The organism is Streptomyces sp. NPDC021115 (assembly GCF_044333065.1).
Taxonomy (GTDB): domain Bacteria; phylum Actinomycetota; class Actinomycetes; order Streptomycetales; family Streptomycetaceae; genus Streptomyces.
This window is the reverse complement of record NZ_JBIRQF010000004.1, coordinates 709,718-735,290: the sequence shown is the minus strand read 5'-3', so window position 1 is coordinate 735,290 and position 25,573 is coordinate 709,718. Positions and strand designations below refer to the sequence as shown.

At 67.5% G+C, this 25,573-nt stretch carries 25 protein-coding genes and 3 tRNA genes; 12 read left to right on the top strand and 16 right to left on the bottom strand.

The window, feature by feature from the left end; all coding sequences use genetic code 11:
* Positions 1-22: 22 nt before the first annotated feature.
* A tRNA-Glu gene (locus ACH4TL_RS17470) sits at positions 23-95 on the top strand.
* Positions 96-177: 82 nt separating this feature from the next.
* On the opposite strand, the gene ACH4TL_RS17465 is transcribed toward ACH4TL_RS17470, so the two are convergent.
* Entirely contained in the window at positions 178-3,096 is a 2,919-nt protein-coding gene (locus ACH4TL_RS17465; RefSeq protein WP_398314832.1) for a glycoside hydrolase family 2 TIM barrel-domain containing protein, read from the bottom strand.
* 320 nt (positions 3,097-3,416) lie between these two features.
* Here ACH4TL_RS17465 and ACH4TL_RS17460 point away from each other — a divergent pair, with 320 nt between their 5' ends.
* The 8 genes from ACH4TL_RS17460 (at position 3,417) to ACH4TL_RS17425 (ending at position 10,431) form a co-directional block, all read left to right on the top strand.
* Entirely contained in the window at positions 3,417-4,730 is a 1,314-nt protein-coding gene (locus ACH4TL_RS17460; protein WP_398314830.1) for an ABC transporter substrate-binding protein, read from the top strand.
* Entirely contained in the window at positions 4,727-5,776 is a 1,050-nt protein-coding gene (locus ACH4TL_RS17455; RefSeq protein WP_398314828.1) for a carbohydrate ABC transporter permease, read from the top strand. The genes ACH4TL_RS17460 and ACH4TL_RS17455 overlap by 4 nt, the downstream gene beginning before the upstream one ends.
* A complete protein-coding gene (locus ACH4TL_RS17450; RefSeq protein WP_398314826.1) occupies positions 5,773-6,699 on the top strand; it encodes a carbohydrate ABC transporter permease in 927 nt (308 codons plus the stop codon). Before ACH4TL_RS17455 ends, ACH4TL_RS17450 begins: the two co-directional genes overlap by 4 nt.
* A gap of 166 nt (positions 6,700-6,865) precedes the next feature.
* A complete protein-coding gene (locus ACH4TL_RS17445) occupies positions 6,866-7,765 on the top strand; it encodes a 5-dehydro-4-deoxyglucarate dehydratase (RefSeq protein WP_398314824.1) in 900 nt (299 codons plus the stop codon).
* Positions 7,762-9,006, top strand: a complete 1,245-nt coding sequence (locus ACH4TL_RS17440; protein WP_398314822.1) for a glucarate dehydratase family protein — start codon at positions 7,762-7,764, stop codon at positions 9,004-9,006. The genes ACH4TL_RS17445 and ACH4TL_RS17440 overlap by 4 nt, the downstream gene beginning before the upstream one ends.
* Complete coding sequence (locus ACH4TL_RS17435; RefSeq protein ID WP_398314820.1) at positions 9,000-10,142, top strand: hypothetical protein; 1,143 nt, start codon at positions 9,000-9,002, stop codon at positions 10,140-10,142. Before ACH4TL_RS17440 ends, ACH4TL_RS17435 begins: the two co-directional genes overlap by 7 nt.
* Before the next feature lie 136 nt (positions 10,143-10,278).
* Positions 10,279-10,353: transfer RNA gene (locus ACH4TL_RS17430), tRNA-Asp, on the top strand.
* A 4-nt stretch (positions 10,354-10,357) separates the two neighbouring features.
* Positions 10,358-10,431, top strand: a tRNA-Phe gene (locus ACH4TL_RS17425).
* A gap of 97 nt (positions 10,432-10,528) precedes the next feature.
* Here the strand turns inward: ACH4TL_RS17425 and ACH4TL_RS17420 are convergent.
* The 12 genes from ACH4TL_RS17420 to ACH4TL_RS17365 form a co-directional block, all read right to left on the bottom strand.
* A complete protein-coding gene (locus ACH4TL_RS17420) occupies positions 10,529-11,743 on the bottom strand; it encodes a tyrosine-type recombinase/integrase (RefSeq protein ID WP_398314818.1) in 1,215 nt (404 codons plus the stop codon).
* Complete coding sequence (locus tag ACH4TL_RS17415) at positions 11,743-11,922, bottom strand: helix-turn-helix domain-containing protein (protein ID WP_093463518.1); 180 nt, start codon at positions 11,920-11,922, stop codon at positions 11,743-11,745. The genes ACH4TL_RS17420 and ACH4TL_RS17415 overlap by 1 nt, the downstream gene beginning before the upstream one ends.
* Entirely contained in the window at positions 11,915-13,207 is a 1,293-nt protein-coding gene (locus tag ACH4TL_RS17410; protein WP_398314949.1) for a replication initiator, read from the bottom strand. Before ACH4TL_RS17410 ends, ACH4TL_RS17415 begins: the two co-directional genes overlap by 8 nt.
* Positions 13,208-13,361: 154 nt before the next feature.
* Entirely contained in the window at positions 13,362-13,646 is a 285-nt protein-coding gene (locus ACH4TL_RS17405) for a hypothetical protein (protein WP_398314816.1), read from the bottom strand.
* Between the two features lie 24 nt (positions 13,647-13,670).
* Entirely contained in the window at positions 13,671-13,865 is a 195-nt protein-coding gene (locus tag ACH4TL_RS17400; RefSeq protein ID WP_398314814.1) for a hypothetical protein, read from the bottom strand.
* A 13-nt stretch (positions 13,866-13,878) separates the two neighbouring features.
* A complete protein-coding gene (locus ACH4TL_RS17395; protein WP_398314812.1) occupies positions 13,879-14,070 on the bottom strand; it encodes a mobile element transfer protein in 192 nt (63 codons plus the stop codon).
* Positions 14,070-14,255, bottom strand: a complete 186-nt coding sequence (locus tag ACH4TL_RS17390; RefSeq protein WP_398314810.1) for a hypothetical protein — start codon at positions 14,253-14,255, stop codon at positions 14,070-14,072. Before ACH4TL_RS17390 ends, ACH4TL_RS17395 begins: the two co-directional genes overlap by 1 nt.
* Before the next feature lie 17 nt (positions 14,256-14,272).
* Complete coding sequence (locus ACH4TL_RS17385) at positions 14,273-14,872, bottom strand: DUF2637 domain-containing protein (protein ID WP_398314809.1); 600 nt, start codon at positions 14,870-14,872, stop codon at positions 14,273-14,275.
* A 23-nt stretch (positions 14,873-14,895) separates the two neighbouring features.
* A complete protein-coding gene (locus tag ACH4TL_RS17380) occupies positions 14,896-15,105 on the bottom strand; it encodes a hypothetical protein (RefSeq protein ID WP_398314807.1) in 210 nt (69 codons plus the stop codon).
* 79 nt (positions 15,106-15,184) lie between these two features.
* A complete protein-coding gene (locus ACH4TL_RS17375) occupies positions 15,185-16,561 on the bottom strand; it encodes an FtsK/SpoIIIE domain-containing protein (RefSeq protein ID WP_398314805.1) in 1,377 nt (458 codons plus the stop codon).
* A gap of 5 nt (positions 16,562-16,566) precedes the next feature.
* Positions 16,567-16,917: a hypothetical protein gene (locus ACH4TL_RS17370; protein ID WP_398314803.1), complete on the bottom strand. Its 351-nt coding sequence runs from the start codon at positions 16,915-16,917 to the stop codon at positions 16,567-16,569.
* 196 nt (positions 16,918-17,113) lie between these two features.
* On the bottom strand, positions 17,114-17,899 hold the full coding sequence (locus tag ACH4TL_RS17365) for a GntR family transcriptional regulator (protein ID WP_398314801.1): 786 nt from the start codon (positions 17,897-17,899) through the stop codon (positions 17,114-17,116).
* A 111-nt stretch (positions 17,900-18,010) separates the two neighbouring features.
* On the opposite strand from ACH4TL_RS17365, the gene ACH4TL_RS17360 reads away from it, so the two are divergent.
* The 3 genes from ACH4TL_RS17360 to ACH4TL_RS17350 are packed head-to-tail and all read left to right on the top strand — an operon-like array spanning position 18,011 to position 19,167.
* Positions 18,011-18,418, top strand: a complete 408-nt coding sequence (locus ACH4TL_RS17360) for an NUDIX hydrolase (RefSeq protein ID WP_398314947.1) — start codon at positions 18,011-18,013, stop codon at positions 18,416-18,418.
* A gap of 45 nt (positions 18,419-18,463) precedes the next feature.
* A complete protein-coding gene (locus tag ACH4TL_RS17355; protein WP_398314799.1) occupies positions 18,464-18,880 on the top strand; it encodes an ATP-binding protein in 417 nt (138 codons plus the stop codon).
* Positions 18,877-19,167, top strand: a complete 291-nt coding sequence (locus ACH4TL_RS17350; protein ID WP_398314797.1) for a hypothetical protein — start codon at positions 18,877-18,879, stop codon at positions 19,165-19,167. Before ACH4TL_RS17355 ends, ACH4TL_RS17350 begins: the two co-directional genes overlap by 4 nt.
* 342 nt (positions 19,168-19,509) lie before the next feature.
* On the opposite strand, the gene ACH4TL_RS17345 is transcribed toward ACH4TL_RS17350, so the two are convergent.
* The 3 genes from ACH4TL_RS17345 to ACH4TL_RS17335 all read right to left on the bottom strand — a co-directional run bounded on the left by ACH4TL_RS17345 (position 19,510) and on the right by ACH4TL_RS17335 (position 25,447).
* Positions 19,510-23,250, bottom strand: coding sequence for an NACHT domain-containing protein (locus ACH4TL_RS17345; protein ID WP_398314795.1), 3,741 nt, complete (start codon positions 23,248-23,250; stop codon positions 19,510-19,512).
* Positions 23,251-24,032: 782 nt separating this feature from the next.
* On the bottom strand, positions 24,033-24,764 hold the full coding sequence (locus ACH4TL_RS17340; RefSeq protein ID WP_398314794.1) for a ferritin-like domain-containing protein: 732 nt from the start codon (positions 24,762-24,764) through the stop codon (positions 24,033-24,035).
* 146 nt (positions 24,765-24,910) lie between these two features.
* On the bottom strand, positions 24,911-25,447 hold the full coding sequence (locus ACH4TL_RS17335; protein ID WP_398314792.1) for a hypothetical protein: 537 nt from the start codon (positions 25,445-25,447) through the stop codon (positions 24,911-24,913).
* Between the last annotated feature and the right edge of the window lie 126 nt (positions 25,448-25,573).

The following is a 25,573-nucleotide window of genomic DNA, read 5'->3' as shown; positions in this document are numbered from 1 at the left end:
AAGGCGCCCAGGTGGGCCATCGGCCCTCATCGTCTAGTGGCCCAGGACGCCGCCCTTTCAAGGCGGTAGCACGGGTTCGAATCCCGTTGGGGGCACCCACATCGTTTTGGTGCGAAGGCCGCGACTCGCGTGAGCGAGGCGCGGCCTTCGTGCTTTCCGCCTCTGTGCGTACCGCTTTCAGCGCGGCAGCGTGAAGCCGACGCCGAACCGCGTCCGGGCCGCCCGCAGCTCGTACGGGGCGAGGACGCCCGGGCCGCAGGAGGCGGTGCCGATGCCGTGGTGGGCCGCGTCCAGGTCGAGGTGGAGCACCTCGCCCGGGGTCAGGTCGGCCGGGTGCCGGGCGGCCTCCAGCTGTTCGGTGGTCCAGCGGCGCGCGGTGAGCGCGAAGGCGGGGCGGCCCTCGATGCGCAGCCCGCCGCCGTCCGGGCCGCGCAGCTCGGCCCAGCGGACGTCGCCGCGGCTGCCGTTCTCCTGCGGGAAGACGTACGGCGTCTGGAACCCGTCCACGGTCGTCGCCCAGCGGCCGACGCGCGCCGCCCGCCGGGTGTCGGGGTACGACTCGCCGGGGCCGCCGCCGTACCACTCGATCCGGTCCAGCGGCGCCCGTACGCCAAGGGCCAGCCCGAGCCGGGGCAGCGGGCAGGGCCACTCGCCGTCCGGGGTGATGTCGACGGCGAGGTCGAGCCGGGTGCGGTCGTCGGACTGCTCACTGGTCCAGCGGTAGACGACGGACAGGCCGAAGAATCCCCCGGGCGGTGCCACCCGGGCCGTGACGACCAGCGATTCGCCGTCCACCGTGACGCCGTCGACGCGGTGCCGCATCCGGTCCAGGGCGTGGCGGCGCCACTGCGTGGCGAGGGACTTCGCCTCGTCCGGGCCGCGGTCGTTGTCGGTGGTGGCGCGCCAGACGTTCAGCCGGGGCGGGACGGCGATGGGCAGGCCGTGGAGGGTGCGGAGGCTGCCGTCGAGGGGGTCGAAGGAGGCCGGGCCCAGGGTGATGGCGCCGCCGGATTCGGGGGCGCGTACAGGGGTGATGCGCGCCCCGGGCGTACGGATGACAGCGGGGCCCCGGGCGCGCGCCTGGCCCCACGCCACCTCGTGGCCCGCGGGCGCCCAGGCGGTGTCGGCCGCCAGGACGGCCCGTACGGTCCACCACTCCTCGCCCTCGGTCTCCCCATCGGGCTCGGGCAGCGTCACCTCGGCGGACTCCCCGGGGGCGAGCGGCGGCACATCGAGCGCGCCCTCGGCCACCCGGCGCCCCTCCACCTCGTGTGACCAGCCGAAGGCGAGCCCCGACAGATCGACGACGTCGTACTTGTTGGTGACGCGGACGGTGCGGGCGGCGACGTCCACGCAGATCCCGACCGGCTCGACGACCTTCTTGTACTCCAGCAGCCCCGGGGACGGCGTCCGGTCGGGGAAGAGCAGGCCGTCCGCGCAGAAGTTGCCGTCGTGCAGCGGCTCGCCGAAGTCGCCGCCGTACGCGAAGTACGGCCGCCCGGCGGCGTCCCGGGCGCGCAGCCCGTGGTCGATCCACTCCCAGACGAAGCCGCCCTGGAGCCGCTCGTACGTCTCGAACAGCCGCTGGTACTCGGTGAGGCCGCCCGGTCCGTTGCCCATCGCGTGCGCGTACTCGCACTGGATGAACGGCAGGGCGCGGCGGCGGGCGTCCAGCCGGGGATCGTCCAGCGGCTTCTCGGCGCGGCGGCCGATCGCCTCGACCTCCTCGTGCGAGGCGTACATCCGGCTGTAGACGTCGGTGTGCTCGCAGGACCAGTCGCCCTCGTAGTGGATCAGGCGGTGCGGGTCGCGGTTCCGTATCCAGCGGGACATGGCGGCCAGATTGCGGCCGGTGCCGGACTCGTTGCCCAGCGACCACATGATCACGCTGGGGTGGTTCTTGTCCCGCTCGACCATCCGGGCGGCCCGGTCGATCAGGGCCTCCTCCCAGGCGGGGTCGTCGGCGGGGTTGCCGCGCCAGCCGTCGTAGATGAAGCCGTGGGTCTCCAGATCGGCCTCGTCGATCACCCACAGCCCGAACTCGTCGCACAGGTCGAGGAAGGCGGGGTCCGGCGGGTAGTGGCTGGTGCGGACGGCGTTGATGTTGTGCCGCTTCATCAGAGCCACGTCCTCGCGCATCGTGGCGTACGGGACGGCGCGGCCGTGGTCGGGGTGGAACTCGTGGCGGTTGACGCCGCGCAGCAGCAGCGGCCGTCCGTTGACGGTGATCACTCCGTCCTCGACGGCGACGGTACGGAAGCCCAGGCGCAGCGGGACGCGCTCGCCGTCGGTCGCGAGCGTCGCCTCGTACAGCCGGGGCGCCTCGGCGGACCAGGGCTGGACGCCGGGGACGGTCACGGTCTCGCCCGTCGCGAGGGTCAGGCCCAGCTCGGGGACGGTGACGCGGCCGCCCGCGGGCGTCGTGTCCACGCGCAGGGTGCCGTGACCGGTGCGGTGGTCGTACCCGGCGTGCACGAAGACGTCCTCGACGGCGCCCTCGGGGCGGTGGAGGAGCGACACCCCGCGGAAGATCCCGGCCAGCCACCACATGTCCTGGTCCTCGACGTAAGCGCCGGAGGACCACTGGTGGACGCGTACGGACAGCACATTGCCGCGGCGCAGCAGATGGGGGCCGGTGTCGAACTCGTGCGGCAGGCGGCTGCCCTTGGCCGTGCCCAGCTCGTGGCCGTTGAGGTGGACCCGGTAGCAGGACTCCACGCCGTCCAGGCGCAGCAGGGTGCGGCCGCCTGCCCCCTCGTCCGGCCCCGGCCAGTCGTCGGGGAGGTCGAAGACGAGGCGGTGGTCGCCGGTCGGGTTCTCGGTGGGGACGCGGGGCGGGTCGACCGGGAAGGGGTAGCGGATGTTGGTGTACTGCGGGGCGCCGTGGCCGTGCAGGGCCCAGTGGGAGGGCACGGGGAGCTTCTCCCAGCCGTCGTCCGCCGTGTCTGTTTCCGCCGTTTCCGCGTGGGCCACGGTGAGGAAGAGCCGGAAGTCCCACTCGCCGTTCAGGGAGAGGGTCCGCGCGTCGGAGCGGAAGGCAGCGCGGGGGGCGAGTGCTCCGGTGCCGGGCGAGGGGTCCTCGTAGTACGTGATCATGGCTCGATCTGAGCGTCGGCGGAGTCCGATGACTGACCTCCGGAGCAGGGAGCCGCATGGGCGGCGAGACGGTCGCACGCCCGGCAAGGGCGTCCGGGCGCGTGTTGATCATTGTCCGCATCTCTCTCGAAGATCCGAGAGATGCCCTGTTCAGCGAGGGATGTGGAGGCAATGATTCCGACTTAGCAAACAACACTGCACACAGCGAAACAAGTATTGACAGCCATCTCGGAGCGCTCTAGCGTCCCGCCATCTGGTTCGTAGACATAACCAGTGTTCATCTATACGAACGGGCGGTGGCCATGTTCAGACACTCAGCCATGACGAGGCGACTGGCACCTCTGGCATGCGCGGCACTCGCCGGTTCCCTCGTCGCCGGGTGCGGCGCGAGCACCAGCGGCAGCGGCGGCGGCAGCGCCAAGGGGCCCCTGGAGGTGTGGACCCGCAGCGACACCGTGGACGCGAAGGCATACAAGAGGATATTCGCCGCCTTCACCAAGAAAACCGGCATCAAGGTCGACTACAAGCCCGTCGTCGACTTCGACAAGCTCCTCCAGCAGCGCGCCGCCTCCAAGAACCTCCCCGACGTCACCGTCAACGACATGGGCAGCCTGGGGAACTACCAGTCCCAGGGGCTGCTCCAGCCCATCGACAAGAAGGCGCTCACCGGCACCTCCGACATCACCTCCACCGCCTGGTCCGGCGCGGTCGGCACCGACGGCAAGGTCTACGGCATTCCGTTCTCCCGCCAGGCCCAGGGGATGTTCATCCGCAAGGACTGGCTGAAGAAGGTGGGCATGAAGGCCCCCAAGACGTGGGCCGAACTGCTCGACGTCGCCAAGGCGTTCACGGACAAGGACCCGGACGGCAACGGCAAGAACGACACCTACGGCCTGCTCGTCCCCGGCTCCACCAACAACGGCTACCTCGCCTGGTTCGCCTCCAACTTCATCTGGCAGGGCGGCGGCGACATCGTCGCCTCGCGCGGCGGCGGCAAGTACCAGGCGGTCGCCGACTCCCCCGCGAACGTCAAGACGGTCAACTGGCTCAAGGGCCTCTACTGCTCCAGCAAGGTCACCCAGCCCGGTTCGCTCACGATGACCACCGGCGACTCGTACCCCTTCTTCACGCAGGGCAAGGTCGGCATCTCCCTCACCGGTCCCTATGAGTTCCCGCTGTTCGACAAGACGCCGGGCAAGGACAAGCTCGACGTCATCCCCGCCCCCAAGGGCCCGGACGGCAACACCGTGCTGGCCGAGGGCGAGAACGTCTACCTGATGGCCGGGTCGAAGAAGACCGAGCAGCAGCGCAAGCTCGCCGAGTTCCTGATCAGCCCCGAGGCGCAGAAGCTCGGCATGACGGCCCCCGACGCCCCCGTCGTGCGGCTGTCGGTCAACACCAAGGTGGACACCGGCAAGGTCTACAACGACCCGCGCTGGAAGATCTTCTCGGACGCGTACGGACACGACTCCAAGCCCTTCCCGTCCGCGATCAACTACCAGCCCATCCGGCAGGACACCGCCGAGTCGCTGAACAAGCTCTTCGCCAACTGCGGCTCCAGCGTGAAGGGCGGGCTGAGCGAGCTGAACTCCACGCTTGAGCAGGAGCTGAAGTCCCAGGGAGTGGCCAAGTGACCCAGCCCCTGGGCGCCGCAGGGACGCCGCTGGGCCGCTCCGGGGCGCCCCTGGGCGCCCAGGGGGCCTCGACGGCCGTCTCTTCGACGGCGGCCGCCGAGGCGCGGCCCGGCGGTGACCGCCGGGCCGCCGCCCCGCCCGCCGGAGCGGTGAAGCGGGGCCCGCGCGGCCGCCGCTTCACCGCCTCGGCGTGGGTGCCCTGGCTGTTCGTGGCCCCCGCCCTGCTCCTCTTCGTCGTCTTCAAGTACCTGCCCATGGCCAAGGGCGTCCAGCTCAGCTTCTACGACGTCCGGCCGTTCCTCGGCAATCTGTGGGTGGGATTCAACAACTACCGGGCGGTCTTCGACGATCCGCAGTTCCAGGCCGCGCTGGGCCACACCGTGGTGCTGGCGGTCGGCGGAACCATCGGCTCCGTCATCGTCGGCTTCGTCCTGGCGCTGCTGCTCGAAGGCCCGGCGCGCTCCCTGTGGTTCATGCGCTCCGCCGTCTTCCTGCCGGTCGTCACCGCCACGGCCGTCGTCGGCGAGATCTGGCGGCTGCTCTACTACCCGACCAGCGCCGGATTCCTCAACACCGTCCTCGGCTTCCTCGGCATCGGCCCGCTGCACTACCTCGACCACACCGGCTCCGCCCTCTGGTCGGTCATGGCGGTCGCCATCTGGACCGGCGGCCCCTACAACATGGTCATCGTCCTCGCCGGGCTCACCCAGGTCGACCGCGGGCTCTACGAGGCGGCCGCCCTCGACGGCGCCAACACCTGGCAGCGGCTCCGCCACATCACCCTGCCCGCGCTGCGCCCCGTCGTCACGATCCTGCTCACCCTCGCCGCCATCCGCGGGTTCCGCACCTTCACCGAGGTCTACGTCCTCACCGGAGGCGGACCCGCCGGATCCACCGACGTCTGGATGACCCGGATCTACCAGCTCGGATTCACCCGCAACGAGATCGGTGTCGCCTCCGCCGCCGCCACGCTGCTGTTCCTGGTCACGGTGTGCCTGACAGTCGCGATGCAGTGGTACCAGCGACGGAAGGAGGCCCGGCCATGACGCTCTCCCTCTCCCGCGCGCCGTCGGCCAGGCGGCGCCCCGGTGGCGGCGTCGGCGTCTCGCAGAGCGTCGAGACCGCGCTCGGCTGGCGCACCGGACGCAACCATCTGCTGAGCATGGCGCTCCGGGCCCTGCTGTGCCTGCTGGCGCTGGCCCTCTTCGCCGGGCCGCTGATCGTGCTGTTCTCCGGCGCGTTCGACAACAACCCGGACCCGACGAAGCTGTCCATCATCCCCAACTCCCCGACACTGGAGAACTTCAAGGTCGCGGGCGAACGGGACGTCTGGCACTACCTCGCCAACTCCCTCATCGTCGCGGGCGGCGCGCTGCTGCTCCAGGTAAGCGTCAGCGTCTTCGCCGCGTACGCCCTGGCGCGCAAGCGGTTCCGGGGACGGGCCATCCTGTCGCTGCTCTTCCTGACGACGATGATGCTGCCCGAGGAAGTCATCGCGATCCCGCTCTCGCTCGTCCTCGGCGACCTCCCGGTCGTCCATCTGAGCCTCAAGGGCACCCTGCTCGGCATGATCCTGCCGCTCGGCGCCTGGGGATTCTCGATCTTCGTGATGACGGAGTTCATGCGGGAGCTGCCCGCGGAGCTGGAAGAGGCCGCCAAGATCGACGGCGCCGGGGAATGGCGCATCTTCGCCCAGGTCGTGCTGCCGCTGTGCCGCCCGGCGCTCGGCGTGATCACCGTCTTCGGCTTCATCATGATCTGGGACCAGTACCTGCTGCCGCTGATCGTCGCCAACGACCCGTCGGACTACACCCTGTCCGTCGCGCTCTCCACGATGCGCAGCGACACGATCGGGCCGGGTCTTGTGCTGGCCGGTTCGCTGCTCGCGCTCATCCCGAGCCTGGTCGTCTACCTGCTGCTCCAGCGGTCGCTGATCCGCGGCATGACGGCCGGAGCGCTGAAGGGCTGACGGCTGTCAGCTGTCGGACGTCGTCAAAGCGCTGACAGATTTCACCGTCTGTCATCCGCTATCCGACGCCTGTCACCTGCCATCGGTCATCGGTAATCCGCCATCGGCCATCCGCCGTCGGTCATCCACTCTTCGACTTTCCCACCCCCCACTGATGAGGTCCCGCATGAGACTCACCGGAGTGCTCTTCTTCCCCGTCACGCCCTTCACCGCGGACGGCACCGTCGACGAGAAGACCCTCGCCACCCACATCGAGCAGGGCGTCGCCGCCGGACCGGGCGGGGTGTTCATCGCCTGCGGCACCGGTGAGTTCCACAGCCTGGAGCCCGGCGAGTACGAACGCGTCGTCCGCATCGCCGTCGAGGTCACCGACGGCCGCGCCCCCGTCTACGCGGGCGCGGGCGGGCCGGTCGCAGTGGCCGCCCAGTTCGCGCGCGCCGCCGAGCGGGCCGGGGCGGACGGGCTGCTCCTGCTGCCCCCGTACCTGGTCACCTTCCCGCCCGAGGGCATGGTCCGCTACGTCGAACAGGTCACCGCCGCCACCCGGCTGCCCCTGATCGTCTACCAGCGCGGCAACGCCGTCTTCACCCCGGAGACCGCCGCCCGCATCGCCGCCCTCCCCGGCGTGACCGGCTTCAAGGACGGCATCGGCGACCTCGACCTGATGCAGCGCATCGTGCTCACCGTGCGCTCCGCGGTCGGCGAGGACTTCCAGTTCTTCAACGGCATGCCCACCGCCGAGATGACCGTGCCCGCCTACCGGGCCGTCGGCGTGGACCTCTACTCCTCAGCGGTGTTCTGCTTCGCCCCCGAGGTCTCCCTCGCCTTCCACCAGGCGGTCGGCTCCGGCGACACCGCGACCGCGGAACGGCTGCTGACCGACTTCTTCCAGCCCCTGGTCGCCCTGCGGGACAAGGTCCCCGGATACGCCATTTCCTTGATCAAGGCGGCGGTGCGGCTGCGTGGGCTGGACGTCGGCGGGGTACGACCGCCGCTGGTGGACCCGAGCGAGGAACACCTCGCCGAACTTCAAAAGATCATCGACTCCGGACTGGGACTGGTGTGACCACACGTATGCGCATCAAGGACCTGGTGATCACCCCGATCGCCTTCCGCGACCCCCCGCTGCTCAACGCGGACGGCGTCCACGAGCCATGGGCGCTGCGCAGCATCGTCCAGCTGGTGACGGAGGACGGGGTGACGGGCCTCGGCGAGACGTTCGGCGACACCCTCCACCTGGAACGGCTCGCGGCGCTGCGTCCCCATCTGACGGGCGTGAGCGTGTACGCGCTGGGCGAGCTGTACGGGAAGGCGGCGGCCCTCTTCGACCACGCGGGCGGCAAGATCTCCTCCTTCGACCTCGGCCGGGTGCACGCGGCCGTCGAGGTCGCCTGCCTGGACGTGCAGGGCAAGCTGGCGGGCCGCCCGGTGAGCGACCTGCTCGGCGGTGCGGTCCGGGACTCCGTCCCGTACAGCGCGTATCTCTTCTACAAGTGGGCCGGGCACCCGGGCGCGGACGACGACGAGTGGGGCGCGGCGCTCGACCCCGAGGGCGTCGTGGCGCAGGCCCGCCGCATGATCGACCTCTACGGCTTCGGCTCGATCAAACTCAAGGGCGGCGTCTTCCCGCCCGACCAGGAGATCGCCGCGATCCATGCCCTCCGCGAGGCGTTCCCCGGCCATCCGCTGCGGCTCGACCCGAACACCGCCTGGACGCCCGGGACCTCGCTGGAGGTCGCCCGCGCCCTGGACGGCGTCCTCGAATACCTGGAGGACCCGACCGGGACCATCCCCGGCATGGCGGAGGTCGCCGCCGCGTCGCCGCTCCCGCTGGCCACCAACATGTGCGTGGTCGCCTTCGACCACATCCCGCCGGCCGTCGCGCAGGGCGCCGTGCAGGTCGTCCTCGGCGACCACCACTACTGGGGCGGACTCACCCGCACCCGCCACCTGGGCACGATCTGCGAGACCTTCGGCATGGGCATGTCCATGCACTCCAACTCGCATCTGGGCATCAGCCTCGCCGCCATGACCCACCTCGCCGCCGCGACCCCCAACCTGACGTACGCGTGCGACACCCACTACCCGTGGAGCGCCCAGGACGACGTGGTGCGGCCCGGCGCGCTGACCTTCGTCGACGGCGCGGTCCCGGTCCCCACCGGCCCGGGCCTCGGCGTCGAAGTGGACGAGGACGTCCTCGCCCGGCTGCACGAGAACTACCTGACCTGCGGGCTGCGGAAGCGGGACGACACGGGGTACATGCAGCGGGTGAACCCCGACTTCAAGGCGGGCCTGCCGCGATGGTGACGGCGATCGCGTACCTCTACCCGTGGGATGTCGTCGGCGATCCGTCCGCCGCCGAGCGGATCGCGGCCCTCGGGGTGGACGCGGTGGCCCTGGCCGCCGCGTACCACTCCGTACGGGCCGCCACCCCGTTCCACCCCGCGCACCGGGTGGTCGACGCGCACCACGCCGCGCTGTACCTCCCGGTGCGGGACGCGGCGTGGTCCGGGTCCCGCCTGGTCCCGGGCGCCCCGGCGTGGATGCCTGGGCCGGACGGGTTCCTGGAGGCCCGCGACGCGCTGCGCGCCGTGGGCCTCCCGGTCCACGCCTGGACGGTCCTCACCCACAACACCCGCCTCGGCCACGCCCACCCCGACCTCGCCGTACGCAACGCCTTCGGCGACCCGTACCCGTACGCCCTGTGCCCCTCGTCCGCCGAGGTCAGGGCGTACTGCGCCACGCTGGTGCGGGAGGTCGCGGCGGTGGGCGAGCCGGACGGCCTGGTCCTGGAGGCCTGCGGGCCCCTGGGGCTGGGGCACGGCGGCCACCACGAGAAGACGGCGGGCGCGGACTGGGACGAGGCCGCGGACCACCTCCTGTCCTGGTGCTTCTGCGCGTCCTGCCTGCCCCGCTACGAGGCGGCGGCCTTGGATCCCCACCGCCTCCGCCGCCACGTCATGGAGGCCGTGGACCAGACCGCCCCCTTCCCTCCCGCCCTGATGCAGTCCCTGCGCAAGATCCGCACCACCCTCACCGCGGACCTGCGCCGAGAGGTGCTGGCGGCCGCCCCGGGCCCGCTCCCCCTCACCCTGCACGCGAGCGCGGACCCCTGGGCCACGGGCCCCTTCGCGACGATCGCCGACGCCCCCGCCCCACCCGTGGACACCCTCGTCGCCTCCGCCTGGAACAGCGCCGACCAGGGCACCGCCAACCTCGCCGCCCTCCGCCCCCTGGCCGCCGACGGCACCCGCCTCGCCGCCTACCTCCCGGTCCTCCCGCCCCGCCCGGCCGACCCATCGGCCCTGGCCGCCGAATGGGCCACCTGCCTGGCAGCGGGCGCCGACGAGCTGCACCTCTACCACGCGGGCCTCGCCTCCCCGGCCCGCCTGACCGCCCTCCGCACGGCCCTCGACGCGGTCAGGACACGGCCTGAGGTCTGATACGCTGATCCAGCGACATCGACGCGGGGGAAAGCAAAACCCCCGCCAAGAAGATCGCAGGTCGTACGACCCCCCAACGGAAACCCGTTAGGCCCGTACGCCGCCCTGTGCGAGACTCGTTCTCGCACACACGCAAGGTCCTGTGGAGCAGTTTGGAGTGCTCGCCACCCTGTCAAGGTGGAGGCCGCGGGTTCAAATCCCGTCAGGACCGCTGCGGCTGGGTAGCTCAGTTGGTACGAGCGTCCGCCTGAAAAGCGGAAGGTCGCCGGTTCGACCCCGGCCCCAGCCACCGCAGCCCTTACCAGGGCAAAGCCCCCTCCAGGGTCACCCGGAGGGGGCTTCTTCGTTGCCTGTGACACCAACGGTTGACACCAACGGCGCCGGATCTACACCAACCGGCCCTCCAGGCGGCCGAGCGCCTTCCGCTGCTCATCGAGCGAGGCATGGGCGTAGACCTGCATGGTCACGCCGTGATCGCTATGCCCGGCGATCTGCTGGACGATGTGCACGGGGACGCCAAGATCCAGCAGCAGCGTGATGCAGGTGTGGCGCAGATCGTGAAAGCGCAGATCCAGGCCGAGCCGCTTCCGTACCGGGTCCCAGCTCCGGCGCAGGTTGTCCGGCTCGTACGGCGTCCCGATCCGGGATGGGAAGACCAACCCGTTTTCCTGCCAGGCCATGCCAGCCGCTGCCCGCTCCTGCGCCTGACGCTCCTGGTGGGCGCGGAGCGCGGAGATCGCGAGGGGCGGGAGAGGGATGGTGCGCTCGGAAGACCGCGTCTTGGGGAGGACGAGCCTCAGCTCTCCCCCGACTCGCTGAAGGTTGGTCAGCACGGTGAGGGTGCCCCGGTCCAAGTCCACCGCCGACCAGCGCAGGCCCAGCAGCTCACCGCGCCGCATGCCGAGGAGCAGCGCCAGGACGTAGAGGGCGTGCAAGCGGTGATCCCGAAGCTCCTTGAGCACCAACTTGGCCTGAGCCGGTGAGAGCCCCTTGCCCGTCCTGTAGGAGGGGGCCGGAGTCCTCACGAGCTTCGCGACGTTGCGCATGATCAGCTCCTCACGTACGGCGTGCTCCAGGGCGTTCCGCAGCACGGCGTGAATCGACTGGACCATGCGGGCCGACAGCTTGCGCGCACAGCAGCGGCGAGCGGCGCAGCACTGCGGCTTTTCGCGTTCCTTGTCCCAGCCGTTCTTGCAGCACTGGCACTCTTCACGCACCCGGTTGAGCCACACCCGGACCTCTTGGGCGCGCAGGTCTCGGAGCTTCTTGCCTCCCAGACCGGGGACCAAGTGGACGCGCACAACGCTTTCGTAGCCCTGGTATGTCTTGGGCCGCCGGTTGAGCACCACCTCTTCGGCCAGCCAGTAGGCCAGGTAGTCGCCGACCGTCGAATCGGTGTCGGGCAGCGGCACACCCTTCTGATCTTGAGACTGGAGGTCAATCACCCTGCGGTGCACCTCCTCCCACGTCGCGCCGTACACGGACTTGCGCTTCCGGACGCCGGACGCCGTGATCACGTAGGCCCGGCCCTCGTAACGGCCGTCCTTGCGCTTGGTGATCGTTCCCGCACCGTTGGGGTTGCGCTTGCGCTGCTGTGGCATCAGGCGGCCTCGGCAATCTGGTGGTCGATGAAGTCGCGGAGTGCGGCGGCCGGGACGCGGCGTGCGCGGCCGATGGTGATGGAGGGCAGGCGCCGGGACCGGATCAAGTCGTAGACCGTGGAGCGACCGATCTTGAGCCGGGCCATCACCTCCGGCACGGTGAGCAGTTCGTCAGCCATGGGTTGGTTCTCCTTCCGTTCCGGGAGCGGGGGCGAGGGTGGCGGTCAGCCATTCCTCAGCGGGGGTGAGGCCGGTTCCGGCGTAGGCCCAGTGGGCGAGGACGAGCGTGGTCTCGTTCTGCTCCAGCTCGGCGGCGGCTTGGGCACGGCGCCAGGCGGCGCGGGCGTCACGGAGTGCGCCGAGGGTGGTGGAGTAGCGGCGGGACTTGGTGGAGAAGTGGCCCCGGAAGCCGAGCATGTGAGCCCAGGCACGGAGCCGGAGGTGTTCCAGGTCCTTCCGCGCACCGAGCGTCCAGGCGGTACGGATGAGCCGCCGGGCGTGCTCTGTGATGTCGAGGTAGGCGACCTCAGCGATGAGCCGTATTGGCCGGTCCAGTGCTCCGGTCGCTGTCTCGGCGCCCTTGGTGGCGTACTTGGCGATGTACGCGGCAACGGCCCGGTCGGTCAGCTCCTGGCCGCCGTTGAAGTCGGTGCCCCGGATGGGCCGTACGTCGAGCTCGTCGCCGAAGGCGAAGGTGTGGGCCCGGCCGTCGATGACCGGTCCGGCAACCTGTGCCTTGGGTGTAGCCGCCTGGATGGCGTCGGTCAGCAGCTCGGCCGTGGCCCAGGCCGGGGGCGGGGTGTCACCGCCGCCGGGGCCGTCGATGCGGATCACGGCGTGGAAGTGGACGGCTCCGCGCTTCTGGTACTCGGCGACCTTGGCGAACGACAGCCGGGCGTGGTCGCGGAGGGCTCGCTGACTGAGTCCGGCCCGCTTGGCGACCTCTCGCCGCAGGTAGATGGAGAAGCGTCGCCAGAGCATGCCCGCGTGGGCGTTCCAGAGCACCGCGGATTCGTAGTCGTACCTGTGCGGGGCGAGTGGCGTGCCAAGGGCGTCGTCCTCCTGGTCGTGGCGGACGCCGCACCGGCACCGGCGGATCGTGCCAGCCGGGCCGGTGAGCCGGTTGTGGACGGGGCCGAAGCTGGGTGCGGTGAAGGTGGCGAAGACGCGGGGGTGTGTGGCGACGTCTTCCGGGGTGCCTTTGCCGCCGCGTAGTCCGGCGGTGATCAGGTGGAAGGTGTCGCGGCGGTAGGTCTCGGCGCAGGCCGCACAGCGGGTGGTGCGGCGGTTGTTGCAGCGGACCAGGAGTTGCCCGGCGGGCAGTTCGGTGGAGTCCAGGTGGTGGAGGACGCGGCCGATCTCGCCGGTTTCGCGGTTGACGTGGTGTTCGGTGCGGTGGCCGTCGAGGCGGATCGGGGTGGTGCAGCCGCCGAGGCCGGAGAGTTGGCGGAGCAGTGCGGGCATGGTGCCGAGGGCTGCCAGGTTGCCGAGTTGGGGCAGCGGTGGCGGGGTGGTGCGGGTGATGATGGGTGTCACCTCTTTCGAGGGGTGGGGCTGCCGGGGCGGCGGATGCTTGGCGGTATCGAGGCCGCCCCGGCAGTCGTGTGCGTTGGTCGGATCAGCGGTGGCGCTGGCTGGTGAGCAGCGAGCGCATGACGACGGCGGCAACGGCGACGGAGATGGCCGTGACGACGACGGCCGCCAGGAGCGCGGTCACGACGACGCCGACCGCGAGCACGACACCGACAGTCCGGGCACTGGGCCCGAGCAACGACGTCTGCCGAGCAGGAGCGTGCTGGCAGGAGCAGGCCGGGGCGTGGCTGTGCTGGATCGCCGGGACGGCCGGAGTGGGCGTGTAGACGGTCGGTGGGGTGGGGGCTTCGGGGTACTTCGGTCGGAACACGGTTGCCTCCTCTTGACTACTCGTCTAGTCGTGTTCGGGGTTGACTGTGTCGACGCCGGAGCGTGTACCGGACTCCACGAAGGGTGCGAAGCCGGTGTGGGCGAGCCAGAAGCCGAACAGCGCGATGACGACGACGACCCACATGCGGACGCCCAGGAACTTGATCGCGAACCAGGCGATGACGCCGAGCACGAAGACCAAGGGCAGGCTGACAGTCACGGGCGATCTCCTTTCAGCGGACGGGGCAACGGTGGGTACGGGCAGCCAGCTCGGCGGCGGCGCGGGTGTCGTAGTCGGCCGAGAAGTCACAGCGCGGAGCGGTGCACACGGCGGTGTGCTTCTCACGGCCCCGTTGGTCGTTGGCGGTGCCGACGCGGACCGGGCCGATGCGGATGACTCTGCGAAAGCGGCGGGGCGCGGGCATCAGCCGTTCTCCCCTCGGCCGGTGAAGTCGTCGCGGTGGTCGGCCAGCCATTGCCTGATCTCCGCGCATTCTTCGGGGTCGGCGGCGAGGATGACCGGTTCGGCGATGCTCACTGCTTCGATGAACCGGCCCTGACTGTTGAGTTCGGCAGCGCGCTGGAGAGCGTGCAGGGTGGACGGGCGCACAGGTGTCGTCTCCTTGATCACTTGAGGTGGGTGGCGATGGCGTCGGCCAGCGGCGCGGGGACGCCGAGGCGGGCGCGCAGGGTGTCGTTGTCGATGGGTGAGCCGGTCCGGGTGCGGTGCTCGTCGGCGAGCTTGCGCGCGTGGGTGACAAGCGCGGCCGGGACGTGGGGCGCAGGTGGCTTCGGCTCAGGCTTCGGTTCGTCGGGTAGTCCCGCGGTTTCCGGTGCGGCCGTGGCCGACGCGGCTTCGGCGGCTGGTGCGGTGTGGGCAAGGAGCGTTCCGCCGAGGAAGGCGACGGCTGGCCATCCGGCGACGAGGATGCGCAGCCAGGCCGGTACGTCGGCCAGGTCGAGCAGCCCGGCGGTGGCGACGTTGGCCCCGAGCGACGCGGCCAGAGCGACGACGAACCAGCACCAGGCCGCCGCCTTGGACGAGCCCGACCGCAGCCGCTTCCAGGCCGCCACAAGCAGCAGGTCCACCGAGACTGGGTAGGCCCACGCCTTCCACCCGGCCTGCCCGGCCGCCGAGGCCAGGTCATGCAGGTGGGCGAAGGACAGCGCAGCGGCGATGACCGCTTGCACCAGCACCGCGTCAACCCGCGCCAGGTGAGCGCGCATGGGTAGGGACTCCTTCCAATGGGTCAGCCGTCTGCCGTGAGTTCGTCGGCACGTGCGCGAGCGGCAGCGGCGACCTGCGCGGCCTCGATGTCATCGGGCTGAGCGGCGGCGATGCCCTCCAGCAGGTCGGCTTTACGCCGCATCAGCTCGACGTAGCTCCCGTCTCCGAACGTGCGGAAGTCGGACAGGTCGGCGAGGAGCGCGGAGATCTCGGAGATCGAGGGACGGGACACAGGTACTCCAATCGGTTTCGGACATGGCGGGGGTAGGGAGATGGCGCGGTGCGGTCGCGCCGACCGTGAGGGGCGTGGGTTACTCGGCGGCCGGGAGCGGCTTAACCAGGGACGTCGAAGCGCTCACCGGAACGGCCGGCACGTCGGGTCGGAACGGTTCGAGCGCGGGCAACACCGGCACCAGATGGGCCTGTTCTCGGCAGACAGCCGCAGCGTCACCCAGCGACAGGAACGGCGGGCGGATGCGGGACCAGCCGCCGGAGGTGTCCCCTGCGACCGCGAGACCGGGCCGCTCAGGAGCGATGGCGCAGGCTGCGCCGACCGCTTCGGGGGCGATGTCGCCCAACGCCATCTTCGCGGAGGCTTCATCGTTCACGCGGTGGCAGACCCTGCCGGTCAGCTGAGCCCGAAGCATCGTCGCGCCCTTGCCCAACTCGGCGCCGAACCGCTGCCCGCACACCTCCAGGTAGATGCCTGCCGCACGGCCGAGTTGGGTGAGCCGGATGAGCTGGGTAACCATCTCGTCCCGCCGTTCCTCGTCCTTCCGGGTAGCGACGAGGAACAGCTCGGCCACCTCATCCACCAGCAGCACCACCGGCACCGGCCGCTCATCCTCTGGCAGGCCCCAGATGTCAGAGGTGATCTCTTCATCCGGCGTGCTCGGAGCGATGCCCTGCCGAGCCTTGATCAGGTCGTACCGTTCCTCCATGAGCCCGGTGAGCACGGGCAGCAGGTCAGCCGCCTGACCGGAATCGGTGGCCAGCGCCGACAGCCGAGGAGCGAACGGCGCCAGCTCCACACCCCGCTTACAGTCGATCCCGACCAGCGCGACCGGCTGCCGGGCCAGCCCGGATATCAGGTGCCGCAGGAACATGGACTTGCCTGACAGCGTGGCGCCCAGGGTGAGCTGGTGCGGAACGGTCCGGTAGTCCCGTACGAACGGTGTCGCGTCCTCCCGCAGCGCCACCGGCACCTTGAGGAAGCCGCCCGCCATCTTGCGGGGCATCCGTACCCTCCGCAGCACGTCGAAGCCGATCAGCCGCAGCTCAACCACCCCCGGCTTAACCACGTCCACATACACGCCGTGAACGCCCCAGGCATGCCGCAGCCGTTCAGCCGAGGCCGCCACGTCGGCGGGTTCCTGCCCCGGTGCCAGCCGAAGCCGCACCCGCAGCCCGGTCGAGGTCGGCCGTATCAGCCCCCGGCGAGGAGGCACCGGCCGCACCTCCCGATGAGTGAGCGCCTGTGTCGCCCAGGCCCGCAGCCGCGACGGCGGAACGGTCAGCCCACACGCATCCATCACGGACCCGTACGACCCCAGCAGCCGGGCCGTGGAGATGGGCAGCCCGACCGTGGACCAGTACGCGGCCGGGTGCCGGGCCCGGAGGTAGGCGGCCCCGCCGACCATTCCGGCGACCGGACCACCCACCTCCATCAACGTCATGACGTCGTTCATCAGGCTCAGGCCCCCGCGCCAACCGGCATGGCAGCCGGAGCGATGGCGTCAGCACGGAAGGCGATGCCATGCCGCTGCTGCCCGTTAAAGACGTTCTCCCACGGCCGGGCGATCAGCCCAAGCAGCGTGACCGGCGAGCCGAGCGACAGCCCTTCCGTCACCCCGCTTTCCGGAACGGTGACCTGAAGCAGGGAGGATTCCCCGCCATCGATGAAGACGACACCGAGCCGCATCAGCGTCTCGCCGGTCTGCGCGTCCTTGGCGATCTCGCCACTCTGCCGGTCCCTGACCTTGGGCTCCGGTGCCTCAGTCAGCAGGACCGTGGCACCGGAGGTCTCGACACGGATGGAACGCAATTACTTCTCCTTCTCTCACAACATTGCCCACCTAGTTGTCTAGATGAGTACCAGCGGTCGAACCCGAACGGGCCGGGAACGATCACCACCATGCCACACCACTCAGCCACTCGTCTATACGAGTATGCGTCTGCGTGCGTACGAGTCGAGAGAAGCGGCCCGCCACGGCCGCACAGCGCGCCATCCGGCACGCCCGTCAGGTAGCGGGCAGCTGGTAAGCCAGGACGTAGGCGTCAGCGGCCATCACGGTGTCGCAGACCTCGACCGCGCGCCCCTCGGAGTCGAAGGCGGTACGGATCAGCGAGATCACCGGGACGCCAGAGGCGAGCTGGAGCGTGCGCACCTCGGCGGGCGAGGGCATCCGGGCGCGGATCTCTTCATCGAAGTGGTCCAGGCGGTGCCCCAGCTCTTCCAGCCGGGCGTAGATGCCGCCGGGGCCGGGGTTGGGGTGGGCGATGGGGGTGTTGCGGGCGAGGTCCAGCGGCAGGTACGAGGTGGCGAACTCCACTGGCCGCCCGTCCAGCAGATACCGGCGCCGCCGGGCCAGCACCTTGCGCGGCGAGCCCAGCCGGGCGGAGATGTCCGGCGAAGGCCGCTCTTCCTTCACCTCCAGGCCGTCGACCTCCGGACGGCTCCCCGCAGCCTCCGCCTCCACGGTGAAGGCCGCTTTCCCCTGCTCACGATGCCGCCGCGCGAACCGGTCCGAGGCTAGCCGCCGCACAGGTGGCCGTGGCCGGACGAAGACTCCCTTGCCATGCTCGGAGACCACCAGGCCCTCCTGCTGGAGCAGCGACAACGAGTTGCGCACGGTCATCCGGGACACCCCGAAGTGCTCCACCAGCTCAGTCTCCGAGGGCAGCTTGTCGCCCTCCCGGAAACGGCCCTTGTCGATCGCTTCCCGCAGCGCGTCGGCGATCTGCCGGAACACCGCCCGGTCGCTCGTGGGGTCCAATACACCCAGAACAGAGGCCAGAGAAGGCATATGCACATACTCCTTTAGGTATCTAGACGAGCGGCTAAGCGGTGTTGCTACGGTGGAAAGCCTAGCCAGCCGAGAGGGGCGTGGAACGTGAGCACTGAGCGCCCGCACTCCGTGAGCGTCGCCGGAGTCATCGTTGACGACGCTGGCCGTGCGTTGCTGATCAAGCGACGGGACAACGGTAAGTGGGAACCGCCCGGCGGCGTGCTCGAACGCGAGGAAACCATCCCCGACGCCCTGCAACGGGAAGTCCTCGAAGAGACCGGCATCAAGATCGCGCTGCCCGCGACCCTCACCGGCATCTACAAGAACATGACCGGCCTGATCGTCTCCATGGTCTTCCGCTGCGAGGCCATCGACGGAACCCCGACCACCGGAGCAGAAACCCGCGCCCTGCGCTGGGTCACCCGCGACGAGATCACCGAGCTTGCCGACGAGGCATACGCCGTCCGCGTCCTGGACGCCATCGACAACGCATCCCCGCCAGCCGTCCGCGCCCACGACGGCGTACGACTCATCTAGCACGAACCCACGATTCATCGCCCCTACCAGCACGAAGGAACTTGTATGCACGAGTATATGAGCAGTCCGCGAGTTTGGGGCCTGACATGCCCAGGTTTCCGAGAAGAGGTGAGTCGTGCCCGCCGCTGGACCCGCGACATCCTCAGCGGCCACCCCTGCGTGGACGACGCCGAGCTGATCGTCAGCGAACTCGGAAGCAACGCCGTCAACCACACCGCCAGCGGCACGGACTTCGGCACCTTCAACCTCACGCTGACACTGTCCCCTCAGACCGTCGCGATCTCCGTCAGCGATTCCGGCGGAAGCCCCGAACCCCACCCGACCGAGGCCGACCCGTACGACACCCACGGCCGCGGATTAAGCATCGTCATGGCCCTCGCCTGCCGCGTCGACATCACCGGCAACCAGCACGGCCGCACCATCACCGCCCAGCTCGCAGCCCACCAGAAGGTCGACCGATGACACCCCACCCCAACCACAACGACGGCTCGGACCTGGACCAACTCCACCGCGACGAGATAACCGTGGCGATGAACTGGGTGATCCGCACGTGTCAGGAGATCATCCGCGATCACTGCCACAAGACGTTCTGGGTCCCCACCGGAACCAGCACCGGCACCGCCCCGACCACGGACCACCTCATCCAGTCAGCCCGCACCGACGTGCTCAACAAGCTCCGTCACCAGCTCGACGGCGCGGAGACCATCATCAGCATCGCCGAGCACGAACGCGCCAAGCGCAAGCGCTGAGTTACAACCTTCTTTACGGGTTCAAGGCGGCTCGCTCCGCTCACCGCGCGCGGCCCGGCCCCGGCCGGGCCTGCGCTCCTGTCTCCGCCCCGCTCCAGCCCGGCCGCCGTCCGTGCCGCGCACAGAGCAAGCAGCCGCCTGATGTCAGAGATGGGGTACGTCGTGGCTGGGGCCGGTCGGCTCCACGGCTTTAGGCAGCCACTTTGGGGCGAGCCTCTAAGATCATGGCCCCAACGTCGTGCTTTAACGGGCAGGTCCACAGACTGCCCGACGCGCCGGAAGCTTACGGGGCCATGATCTCTCGCCCCAAAGCAGCTCCAGCCCAAAGCCGCTCCGCCGACCTTACAGATCTTCAAACCAGCCGCCCTCTTGCGCCACCTTAGATAGAGGAACAGTTTTTTCAGCCAGCCCCCTCTTTACGCTCAGCTCCGCCATGCGAACCAAAAAAATCGGATACGCGACAGGATTACTAGCAATTTTGCGGGCAACCTCGACCGGCATACTTCCTGACGTACGGAAGTACCCTAGATGCGGGAGGAAAGCATTGCCCACTCGATAGGCTCGCTTGATTCGCTCATTCTCTGCCGCCCAATCGACAAATTCGGATTGAAGCCTTTGAATCGATGTAGCAAAGATAGCCTGACTTACCGTTGCATCATCTCCGATGTACGAAGACAGGTACCTACTAACAATCGCCTCGCGTGCAGAATCGGGCGCCCAAATGGTAAGGATCGCAGCTAGCCGTGGGCTCATTGATTCGGGAAACAGATCCACCCGAACATCCCGAGACTTGCCCAACCAACCTCTAATCTGGTCGACGCCATCAAACAGCCTCATCGCGTCACGTGCATCGAGGCCGTCTACGATGTCGTCCAGCTCGCCATAGATCTTGGAAAGCGTGGCAGGCCCGCAGAGACAAAGCGACACAAGTGTCCAAACTTGCCGCTGCCCTGTGTCCGCTGACTCGAGTTGCTCCCTCCACCACGAAGCACTCCCGGCCTGAAGGCGAGCGTATCTCACTCGCTCCATTACGCTGACCGATCCGTCGAACAAATCACTGCAGCCGACGTCGGTACGCTTACCTCTCGGAGCTGCAAGTGCGACAGCACAGGCTGCTGCCCAGACCTGCCATCGCTCTCCGATGGAAGAAACGATCGAATCAATGTACCTGGCGAATACGCCGCCTGCCTCTAGAGCACCTTCCTCTTGAGGGCTATTCAAGAGGTCTTGGAAGGACCGAACTATGCCATCAACTTCGGCATCCCCAACAAGGGCTGGTCCGCCCTTCGGCCACCTTATGCCGAAGCGCCTCGAAAGGCTTTCACCATAGGTGCGCCGACCGTCATTATAGTTCCTAAAGAGAACAAATGGATTCAAAGACGCACACAGGAGGTCCAACGTGGTCTCACTGGGACGCGAAACCCGGAAACCGTTAATATAGCCGTCACAGACCCTTTCTTTGTAATCCTCCAAAAGATCAGAATCCTGAACGAAGAATCCAGACCGCCCAGCCGAAATCAGAGCCGTTGCCACTTCGTCGTCTACTGAAACGCTGAACCCGTTGACAATATCTAGCAACTCTTGATCGGCAAAGGATTTTAGCACCCCCAGATAATGACCCGACCAAATCCATGATGTCTTTTCTTTCGCAGACGAAAGGTGAATAAACCCGGCTATCCAAAGACTGCGGATCTCTTCGCGCGTGCCGTTCTTCTTTGCAAGTTCGGTGATTGAGACCTGAATATCGCGAGGTGGTGCTCCCCGAAGCACACCCATACAACGCTCAAGAAGCTCAACACGCCCACAGCCATCCGGGAGGGTGATTGGCTCTCCACCGCTGCTGCTGTAGTGATCGTCCCCAAGAAGAGAACGGTAGCCGTCTCTATCCAGGATAAGCTCGACTACCTTTTTCAGGCTCCTGTGGTTCTGGCTAAATACCCAGTCCGCCACGAGAGTAGCCGCAAGAGAGCGGGGATGAGACGTCAGCCCTAGGTCACTGTCGGCGCAAAGGACCTCAAGGCGATCAACGAGTGCCGGCAACTCACCCTTACTGAAGCAACCGGCATAGAACCGGGTGACATTTAGCCAGTGAGTATTACGGGCCACAGCATCGAAACGCTCGTCTTTGGTGCCGCTTCGGGGATTACCCACAGGGCTATATGGCGCAGTTTCATAGAGAAATCGACCGGCGAAGTACTCTCGCAGGGGCTGAACTTCGAATTCAAACAGGCCTTCTACTGCACCAACAAGAAAAACAACCCGCTGAGCAAGACCTGTGAATAGATCCGCTGCCCAAGCAGGATCCCTCCCTTCGGATATTAGATATTCCCTGATTACTTCACGGAGTCGGTTAGCGTCGATCTTCCCTAGCGCTCTGCCCGTTTCTGCCTCGCTGTGAAGCATCCAAGCCAGATAGCGATGCAGGTCGATCAAAACTTCTTGGCGCTTTTTGACAATTTCACTCTTCTCGGCCTCACGCGCCAAGAACTGCTCGACGTAAAAGTCGTACAGCGCTGTCCTCTTGTCAGGGAGAGCCTCCCCGCGAGTGTGAATTACAGTAAGCAGGATGGCCAGTTGCATCGGATTGCGCGCCAAGTCGCGCATGTGTGGCTGGTCCAGCTTTTCAGCCAATGTCCGCCGGAGATTAGACTTCTCTTTTTCTTTGAGGCGACGTGACTTAGCCCACCGCTCTGAGTACTGCTCGATTAGAGGACGGCCCAGCCTCGTAAGGGTCCATCGCTGAAACACCTTCGAAGGGAAATCCGACACCTCTGCTAGCGCTGACGGCCTCGTAGTAACCAACATTTGAAGCGCGGCCGCAGACTCCTTCAGTCGGCGGGCCGCTGAGCCGATTTCCCTGACCATCTCATTACGCAGACGCACCTCAGCTACTTCATCCAAGCCATCGAGCACGATAAGAAGTGAACTCGAACGTGCAACACCAGACAGGTCGTCCACCGTGAACGTGCGACCGCCGGATACTTCGCTAATAAGCGCGCTTATAAAGGATTCGAGGGACTTTGATGCCTGCGTTGGCCTAGTCGCACCCGCCTCTTGACTGAATGGGTTGTTACCGGCCAGCCAACTGGCGTACTCTCGCAGGTCTACCTTAATCGGGAAGCGTACCGATTTGGGACGATGCTCATCAGGGAGGGTGTCGAACTCCGCCTTCCCTAGCGCGCGCATTCTATGAACTTGACATACATACTGCGCCAAGGTCGACTTACCCTGACCGGGTCCCCCCTCCAGAACTACCAGATCGGAAAGTCGCGCTACTTCATCATGCAAAAGTAGAGTAGCGGCACCGACGGGCTCATTTCGATCATTGCCCGCTTCCCCCTGGTTAGCAATTTGGTTAACTACTTCACGGATCTCAAGCGCGCGCTTTTCTTCCTTGCGTCTCCCTTCTGTATGCGTCAGCGAGATCACGGCGGGGACATCCACAAACAGATTCAGAATCTCGTTACTGAGTTCAACTTGTTTGAAACGGACTTCGTTATCCAATTCAAATTGCTCGGCGGCAAAACTACGCAACACATCAAGTCGACTACCCAGCAAATCCGGCCCGATTGATTCTGCCAGCGCTTGGAGTAGATCACTTCCTCGCAGAATATCCGGATATGACCATTTCACGTCGGCGTGACCATCGCACCTTCGATCGAGGTCGTCTCTCCACCAGACACGAACAGGAACAGAAACGTCAGAGTTTAGGAGGTGATTCAGCTTGTCAATCGAACCTGCTCCGGGGAAGGCAGTCCCGGGAACATTGGAGACTAGAATGTACTCCATTGCCCCCTTTCTCCTGCTGAGGATGTCTTGAATCTTAGGTACTTCATCCTCCATCGTGTCGACGAACCACTTGTGAACATCCTCAATGACGAATGGATTCCTGACGAACTTAACTTGAAAGATCCGGTATTCGCCCTGCTTATTGGCGAAGAGCTGGACCGCATCCCTACCACCATCTCTCTGGCCAACGGGAAAGCACTGTGTTCCAGGGTATTCAAGCGAGATGAGCGCCTGGGAGAGGTGCTGAAACCGTTCGGGGTCCAGTTGCTCGTAGAGGTAAGTCAACTCAGCCACCCTCAACTGCTGTAGGCACAAGAAGCCCTGACGGTACGTGAGGATGCACTCTATCGGTGGCAGGCTGCTCAGCGTGGGAGTCTGACCGAACCAAGGGCGCCAGATCGAAGACGCCCTATGCCTGCAAGGCCACGCCCCGACCGTTCACCCAGGTCGGCCGCCCGAGCACAGCCCTGAATGCCCCAACGTCCAAGTTGGGACGCCGCCCGCAGTGACATCGTGCTCTGATCGACGCCGAGCCAAGCACCATGGTTGTCGCCCATGGTCGGTTCCGCGAGGTGCACGCTGCCAGTCTGCTCTGCGCCCGCCATCGCAGCTAACTGTCATCGGTTGAGGTGCAAGCCAACTCTCGGCGAAGGCGCCAGCCTCACTCACTAACGGAGCATGAAGGCTGACAGCCGACGCTGACATCAACGGCCACGGACGGTGGCGGCGATCAGCAGCCATGTATGACATCGGAGCATGAGACAGGCCCCGACCGAGCCGAGGGTGGGCCGAACTCCTAAAGCGGTGGTCAGCGAGTGCCCGCAGTCGAACGTGACAGGTCCCAATCACCAAGTGGTCACCTGACGCCAGCCGTGACGCCAACAGGCGCGTACGCCGACGTCAGCAGCGGACGCCAGCGGACCGCCAACCCAGACGAAACGGGCATCAGACGTCACCGCACCCCGCCTGAAAAGCGGAAGGTCGCCGGTTCGACCCCGGCCCCAGCCACCGCCGAAAGCCCCCTCCTGGTTCGCCCGGAGGGGGCTTCTTCGTTGCCGGTGAGGCTGTCTCCGTGCTCAGTCCGCGCTCGTCCATGCGTCTGGGTGGGGCGTCAGCACCGCGGAGATCACCGTGTGGGACGAGGTCATGACATCGGCCACGAATCGCCGTCGCCCGATGCCGAGTCGGCGCAGCGCCGGTCCGTGGTCCGCGGCGACGACGAGGGAGACCGCGAGCAGAAGGAGCCGCCACAGTGCCATCACCGGGCGGCGCATCGTGCGGGGCAGCTCCGACAGGGAGGCGTGCAGCCGTTCGCAGTGGAAGGGGACGTGGCGCTGCTCGTCGGACAGTATCCGGCTCGCCACATCCGCGGTGAGCGCGTCGTCGGTGCCGTCGCGCAGGGCCCGGTAATAGCGCAGCGCCACCACTTCCGCGATCATCAGGACCAGTAGTTCCGTACGGAGGCCCAAGAGGCGCCGCAGCCGTACGAAGAGCGCGTCGGTCCAGTGTCCGGGCAGGGTCGGCATGCCGCCCGCGGCCAGCAGGCGGGCAAGGAGTCGGGCGTGGTTCTGTTCCTCGGCGATGAAGAGCCGGACCGCCTGTGCGTAGTCGGCGTCGCCGGCCTGGTCCGCTTTGTCGACGAGGTTGGCGCCGTCGCCGTCCTCGCCGACCTGGAAGCGCTGGATGCCGGCCCACACCGCCGGATGCAGCGTCGCGCCTTGCCCCCAGTCCGGATCGCCCTGGGCGTCCCGGTACGCGCGCTCGTCCTCGAACCGCCTTGTCCACTTGGCGAAGCCGCCCGTACGCACCCGGTCTCCCCTCTCCTGACACGGCCACCGTGCCCCGGAGAGGGACGACGCAAGCGGACACCGAAGCGTTCCGCGCTGCTGACATCAGCCCGGAGAGGCCCCGATGGGGTTGTCCATCGGGGCCCTCGTATGCGCGGACGGGACGGTCAGACGTTGGCGCAGATCGCGAAGACGCTGATGCCCACGTTGTCGGCGTCGGTCTGCCGGCCCAGGCCGATCCAGCCCTTGTGGTCATCGGTGGGGAAGCTGCCGACGAGGATCGCGGTGTTGCCCCGTGCCTCGGCGCCGCCGCCGATGACCTTCTTGCCCTTGGGGCAGTTCACGGTGCGCCGCTCGAAGTTCGGGACGTTCTTGTTGGGCAGCGTGACCACCTGGTACCCGGGCACTCCCTTGCCCTGCTGGGAGTGTCCAGGCTTGCCGTGATGGCCGTACCCGTGCTTGCCGGGCTTGCCGTGATGGCCGTGTCCATGCTTGCCGGGCTTGCCGTGCCCAGACTTGCCGTGCTTGCCGTGATGGCCTTGCTTGCCGTGTTCATGCTTGCCGTGATGGGAGTAGCCATGGGAAGCGGACGTCTTGGCGCCGTGGTCACCGGTCGCCTGGTAGCCGCCGTCTGCCGCCCACGCGACGCCCGGCGTCAGGGCCATGGCCAATACACCGGCGGCGATGACGAGCCTTCCGCGCATGTGTCTTCCTTTCGTCGCGGGTCCCTGGAACGGGACCGACACGTGGGAAGCGTGACCAGATAGAACGGGAAGTAAGGCGTGGAAGGATATAAATCCTACTAATGAGGAACGGTCAGGCAGCGTACG